Annotated in this window: 5 protein-coding genes; 1 reads left to right on the top strand and 4 read right to left on the bottom strand. The window is 56.6% G+C overall.

Annotated features, from left to right (window positions below; genetic code table 11):
* From AKL28_RS22965 to AKL28_RS22950, 4 genes are all read right to left on the bottom strand, one after another.
* Positions 1–848: recombination directionality factor (locus tag AKL28_RS22965; RefSeq protein ID WP_050470614.1), on the bottom strand; the 848-nt coding region annotated here is incomplete at its 3' end.
* A 31-nt stretch (positions 849–879) separates the two neighbouring features.
* On the bottom strand, positions 880–1,875 hold the full coding sequence (locus tag AKL28_RS22960) for a YqaJ viral recombinase family nuclease (protein WP_050470613.1): 996 nt from the start codon (positions 1,873–1,875) through the stop codon (positions 880–882).
* A 96-nt stretch (positions 1,876–1,971) separates the two neighbouring features.
* A complete protein-coding gene (locus tag AKL28_RS22955) occupies positions 1,972–2,940 on the bottom strand; it encodes a DUF932 domain-containing protein (RefSeq protein WP_050470612.1) in 969 nt (322 codons plus the stop codon).
* A gap of 122 nt (positions 2,941–3,062) precedes the next feature.
* Positions 3,063–3,395 (bottom strand): hypothetical protein, encoded by a 333-nt coding sequence (locus tag AKL28_RS22950; RefSeq protein WP_050470615.1) that lies wholly within the window; start codon positions 3,393–3,395, stop codon positions 3,063–3,065.
* Between the two features lie 436 nt (positions 3,396–3,831).
* On the opposite strand from AKL28_RS22950, the gene AKL28_RS22945 reads away from it, so the two are divergent.
* The coding region (locus AKL28_RS22945; protein WP_050470611.1) for a class I SAM-dependent DNA methyltransferase at positions 3,832–5,752 on the top strand (1,921 nt) is incomplete at its 3' end.

Here is a 5,752-nt window from a genome sequence, read left to right as displayed (position 1 = left end):
GAGGTTTTGCGTGCAGTAGGTTGCTGGTCGTCGTTACCAGCATCTTCCTGTGCGGGATAAAACTCTTCAACAACATCCGAAGCGTCATCAACATAATCCTCAAACGCCCCATTCGCAAAGCCCAGCCGCGCCGCCTCATCCAGCGCCGTCTGATCGAATCCAGCCGCCTTCTTCCGATCAGCCAATTCCCGCGCCTGTGCAATAGCGCCTTCCAGCGACATCTCCGACTGCACCACCAGATCGACGTAGTAGATTGCCGTGCGATAGCTTTGCGTGGTGGACTTGCCGCGCAGTTTCAATTCCAGAGGCATTGTCGCCAGCAAGCCACCAGATACGGCATGGTAGTAATTCAGCCGCGCAGCCAGCGTGCGAATGGAGTTGAAGGAAGTCGTTCTGAAGATGAAGCTGCCCAGTTCATCATCTTCACCAATGATCACATTCAGCCGGGCATAAGGCTTGCAGAGCTTTGCACCGAATGCGCAGGCATCCGGCGATGGACAGGGTAATGTTTCAATACCGTTATTGACGGCACGGCGGCAGGTATCGCCATTGCCGACACACACCGGCCGTCCCGTTTCTTTATCGAACGCTGAATACTCCGCCCGCAGGTTCAGATCAGGATCATTGAACATGACCCGGACAGGAATGGCGCGCAATTTGCCGTTGCTGGCAGCCTTGCGCATCGTTTCATCCAGTGGATGCAGCATCCAGCCATCGTGGCTTTGAATTTGTGTGGTGAGGGTGAATTGATCGTCCTTTTCAGGGAGTCGTTTGCCGTTGCGTTCAATAACACGGCCAATGGAAATGCGCCCGACAACGGGCGGCGTGATGGCAAGTCCTTTCAGCATAAATGCTCCTGTAGATAATAGAAGAGGAGAATTAGTCGCAGATGCGGAAACGCCGTGAACCCGGCCTGGTGATGGCGTACTGCTGGGCGAGATCGGGGTGATCCGCGAGCAGCCTGTCGAGGTCGATGCTGATGCTGTCTTTGCTGCGCTTGTAGGTGATCCTGCCGGTTTCAAGCTGGGCAGATGAAGCATCGCCCATGGCCTGCTGCAATGTTTGCTTGAGTTGTTCGGCCAGTGTTTCCTTGGTTTTGATGTCCGCCCGCAATAACACCAAATCCGCAAAGGCTGCCGACAAGCGTCGATCCTCACTGAAATCCACCGCCGTGGAATTGCCGGGATACAGACAACGCAAGGCACGATCCGACGATTCAGAGCCATCGGCAGGCGGTGGTGTATCGCTGGTGACGTATTGCCAGAACTGCGCCTCAAGGTGGATCAGACGCGAGATCAATTCCTCGTCACGCTGTATCCGGTGAATGTCCAGCTTCTGACCGCACAGCAGAACAGCCACATCCGCCGCTTGTTTGCCGGTGACGGCAAGCTGATGCTGTACCTGCAATTGCACATAGTCCGGTACGCCGTCTTGCCAGAGCCGGGCACCAAACTCTCCGGCCGTCTTGCATTCCAAAATCTGTACGTCGGCACAACCAACCACTTCCCGATCAAGATTAGCCAGCATGAAGGGCACGGTCGGATGCTGAAGCACGGCATTGACCTTGCGCACCTTGCGTCCGGTCTGCTGGGTGTAGGCAGCGGCGACAATGGGCTCCAGCAACGTCCCCCAGAACACCGGTGCCGTTGTGTCGTTGGGGTCGGGTTTCGGCAGATCGGCGTCACGACCGGTTTTTTCCATCCACAATTCCAGCGAAGATTTGTAGGGGGACAGGCCAACGGCAGCAGCGGCGTCAGAACCACCGATGCCGGTCTTGCGGATTTCCAGCCAGTCTGCACGTTCGATGGTGCGCGTATCGACCAGACGCAGGGCGGCGGGTGCAGTAAGGCGTTGTTTCGGTTGTGGTAGAGGCATTTCAATTCTCCATAAAGCACAAAACCCGGTCAGCGCATTTGCGCTGCCGGGTCTGTATGAGGTTGAAAATAAGGAACGTAGAAATAGCGGCAGGATTCACGCAACAAGTTTCAACGCCTCCTCCCAGGCCTTCTGCTTGATGGAAGCACCTTGCCCGAACCATGCCGCATCCACGCGATGATCGGCACTGCGCGCACGGCGATGGTGGTCAACGTATTCCGTCACGCTGTTGACCAGACCCCATGCCGTACCGGAAGCCGAGGCTAGATCAGCGCCTTTGCCGCGACCGAGATACAGCTCATGCACGGCTTTGAGCGCACGGTCATTGACGGCGGAATGTCCATCAGGCGAAGCCGCCACGGAATAGGTCAACACACGGCGCAAGAACGATTCAACGGCATCGTCTTTGACCTTGCATTCCGAGAGCGCCTTCATGCGTGCCATAAAGCCATCCCAGGATGAAATCGCAATGCCAAGCTGACGTTTGACGGCCTGCGGATCAAACTGGCTGCGATGCGGAACCTTGATAGCTCCGGCACCATCGCCCAGCGCAATGGCCAGCGTGTTATTGCACACTACGCGCACCGATGTAAATTGCGCAGTGGTGGCCAGCGTGCCGTCACAAGCAGTCGCCAACAACAAGTAGCCATTAACGCGATCCCGTCCCTTGAGCGTGGTGTTCTGACCGGTACGTGCCAAGGCCCAGAACTTGCGGCCTTCCTTCAATACACCCGCCGTCTCCAGCTCGAAGCCGCCGACTTCCGTGAGGTCGCGGTAAAACTCCAGAATGGATTCAGGCTGCACCACCTGATAACGGGATGACACCACGGAAAGCGGTGCCTTGGTATCCGAGCGATACAGCACCTTCTGATCGGGAAAGGCGTGAATGGAACCAAGAGAGGCACCAGCGCTGCCGGACACAAAGTGCACTTCCGACGATTCGATACGCCAGTCCATGCCGGCTTGCTTTGCCCAAACGTCGAGCGGTTGATGTGGGGCGAGTTGATTGCCAAGGCCGTGCCAGGGTGTTTCGTTGACATAGGCCATAGAGTGAACGAGATGCATGGAGAACTCCTTATTGGTGGGGGGTAATAGATAGCGCAGCAGGAATACACAGACAGCAAAAATGCCTACAGCCCAAAGGGCTGTAGGCATTCGCATGGAAGAAACGGATAAACGGGAGAAAACTACGACTTGCTGAAGGTATGGCCGCAGTCCGGACACTCGTGGTTATTGAGCACGTTGTTGTCGATGGCTTCGCCGGCAGTGGCACCGGCAACACTACCGGCAGCGCCACCGAATAGCGCACCCATCAACGCGCCAGCCAAGCCACCGACGACAGCGCCGACCGGGCCAGCAGACATGCCCAACGTAGCACCAGCTTCAGCGCCGCCCATCATGGCCGCAGCGCTACCGGCGGCACCGGCAGCCGCACCAATGGCGCTGCCGGCTTTACGGGCGTAGTTGCGGGTGGTGATGTTGGGGGATTTGCAGCGAGGGCAAGAGAGAGTGGAAGGCATGAAAAAACTCCTGAGTGTGAAATGCCTATTACGGAGACAGGCGAGGGCGAGCGATAGGGGCTCGATTCTCAGGAGTAATATGTGATCAAAAAAATCTACAACTTGATAGGGGGGGAGGATCGGCATGTTTTTTTGTGTTGATCTGCTGCCTTATTGGAGATGTTCAAGCTGATAGAATCACTATCAATTTTTCCGTGATTAATGGTTGTCAGGATCGCAATTTTTTGCGATTCAGAAGATGGGTACGTAGAGGCTGGATGCGTGACGAATTGGGGGGAGTACTGGATATTTGATTTGACCATCTTGAACCTGTTAAATCGCATGACGCTACAAATTCTCGCGGCCAAGCATTTACAATGTGGCCCCCACCGCAGCGCTGTCCCGGTGGGTGTGCCACAAAATTGGACGTGAGCAAAATTACACAGGCAAGACGCGCATGAACGCAGTAGAGATCGAACAAGCCATCACAGACCTTGCGGAGAAACCCTTTGATCCCGCAGAGTTCCCCTATGCCTTTCTTGAAGCTTTCGGCAACAAGGCGACTACCATCAAGCGCCTGCGCGCTGGTGCATCGAATAAGTCCGACTCGGGCGGAGTTCTACAGACTAGCAACATCCACATTCTGACCTGCAATACGGGCCAAGTCACAACGACGCTCAAGGCCCTCAAGGATAGCCCGGCTACCGTCAAGGGCAAGGCCAAGTTCGTGCTTGCCACCGATGGAGTGGACTTCGAGGCCGAAGACCTAGTCAGCGGCGAGACAGTTGCCTGCGCCTTTAAGGATTTCCCGGACCATTTCGGCTTCTTCCTCCCACTGGCGGGCATCAGCACCGTCCGCCAGATTAGTGAAAATGCCTTTGACATTCGGGCCACCAGCCGGTTGAATCGCCTGTACGTTGAACTGCTGAAAGACAATCCGGAATGGGGAATGTCGGAGCGCCGCCATGACATGAACCACTTCATGGCGCGGCTTATCTTCTGCTTCTTCGCTGAGGATACCGACATCTTCGTCGGCAAGGGCCGCTTCACGGAAACCGTCGCGCAGATGAGCGCCAAGGACTCGACCAACACGCACGAGGTAATCGCCACGCTCTTCCGTGCCATGAATACTAAGCGCGAGGACCGGGCCGCCGCTAAGATTCCCCGATGGGCCGAGGATTTTCCATACGTCAACGGGCAGTTGTTCGCTGGTAGCGATCAAGTACCACGGTTCAGCAAGATCGCCAGGTCTTACCTGTTGCACGTAGGCGGGTTGGACTGGACCAAGATCAACCCGGATATCTTCGGCTCGATGATCCAGGCCGTCGCCGACGACGAAGAACGCGGCGAGTTGGGGATGCACTACACGAGTGTCCCCAATATCTTGAAGGTGCTCAGCCCGCTTTTTCTCGACGACTTGCGGACGAAGCTGGAGGAGGCAGGCGATAACGCCCGCATGTTGCTTAACCTGCGCAAGCGTATCTCCAAGATCAGGGTTTTCGACCCGGCCTGCGGTTCGGGCAATTTCCTGGTTATCGCCTACAAGGAAATGCGCGCCATCGAGGCCGAGATCAACCGGCGGCGCGGCGAGCCGGATCGCGCATCAGAAATCCCGGTCACTAACTTTCGCGGGATTGAGCTACGCGATTTCCCGGCGGAGATCGCCCGCCTTGCGCTGGTCATCGCCGAGTATCAGTGCGACGTGCTGTACCGGGGGCAGAAGCTGGCCTTGGCCGAATTTCTGCCCCTGCGCAACGAGAACTGGATCACGTGCGGCAACGCGCTGCGGCTCGACTGGTTGAGAATATGCCCCCCGACCGGTACCGGCGTGAAGGTGCAGGCCGATGACTTGTTCGATTCCCCGCTTGATCAGGCAGAGATCGACTTCGAGAACGAGGGGGGGGAGACGTACATCTGCGGTAATCCTCCCTACCTGGGCAACACTTGGCAGAGTACAGAGCAAAAGGCTGATATCCGTAATATCGTCAGCGGTCGCACGGGTTCGCCTGGCTTCTTGGACTATGTGAGTGGGTGGTTCATCAAGGCGGCGGATTACATCCGTCGCGCGGGCGGTGTTAGCGCCTTCGTGAGCACGAACTCTATCTGCCAAGGTCAGTCAGTTCCTATCCTTTGGCCGGTCGTCTACGAGGCGGGCTGCGACATTCTCTTTGCGTACACCTCATTCAAGTGGGCGAATCTCGCCAGCCACAATGCGGGCGTGACTGTTGCCGTCGTTGGGATTGGGGCCGCCTCTGGTGCGCTGCGTCGTCTGTACGAGCATCAAGAAGATGGAACAGTTGTAGTGCGTGAAGGTGTTTCGATAACCCCTTACTTAACCATTGGCCCCCCCGTCATCGTTGAGAAGCGTACCCAAGCTT

Origin of the sequence: Herbaspirillum chlorophenolicum (assembly GCF_001189955.1) — a bacterium.
Taxonomy (GTDB): domain Bacteria; phylum Pseudomonadota; class Gammaproteobacteria; order Burkholderiales; family Burkholderiaceae_D; genus Herbaspirillum; species Herbaspirillum chlorophenolicum.
This window is presented reverse-complemented; position numbering and strand designations above follow the sequence as displayed.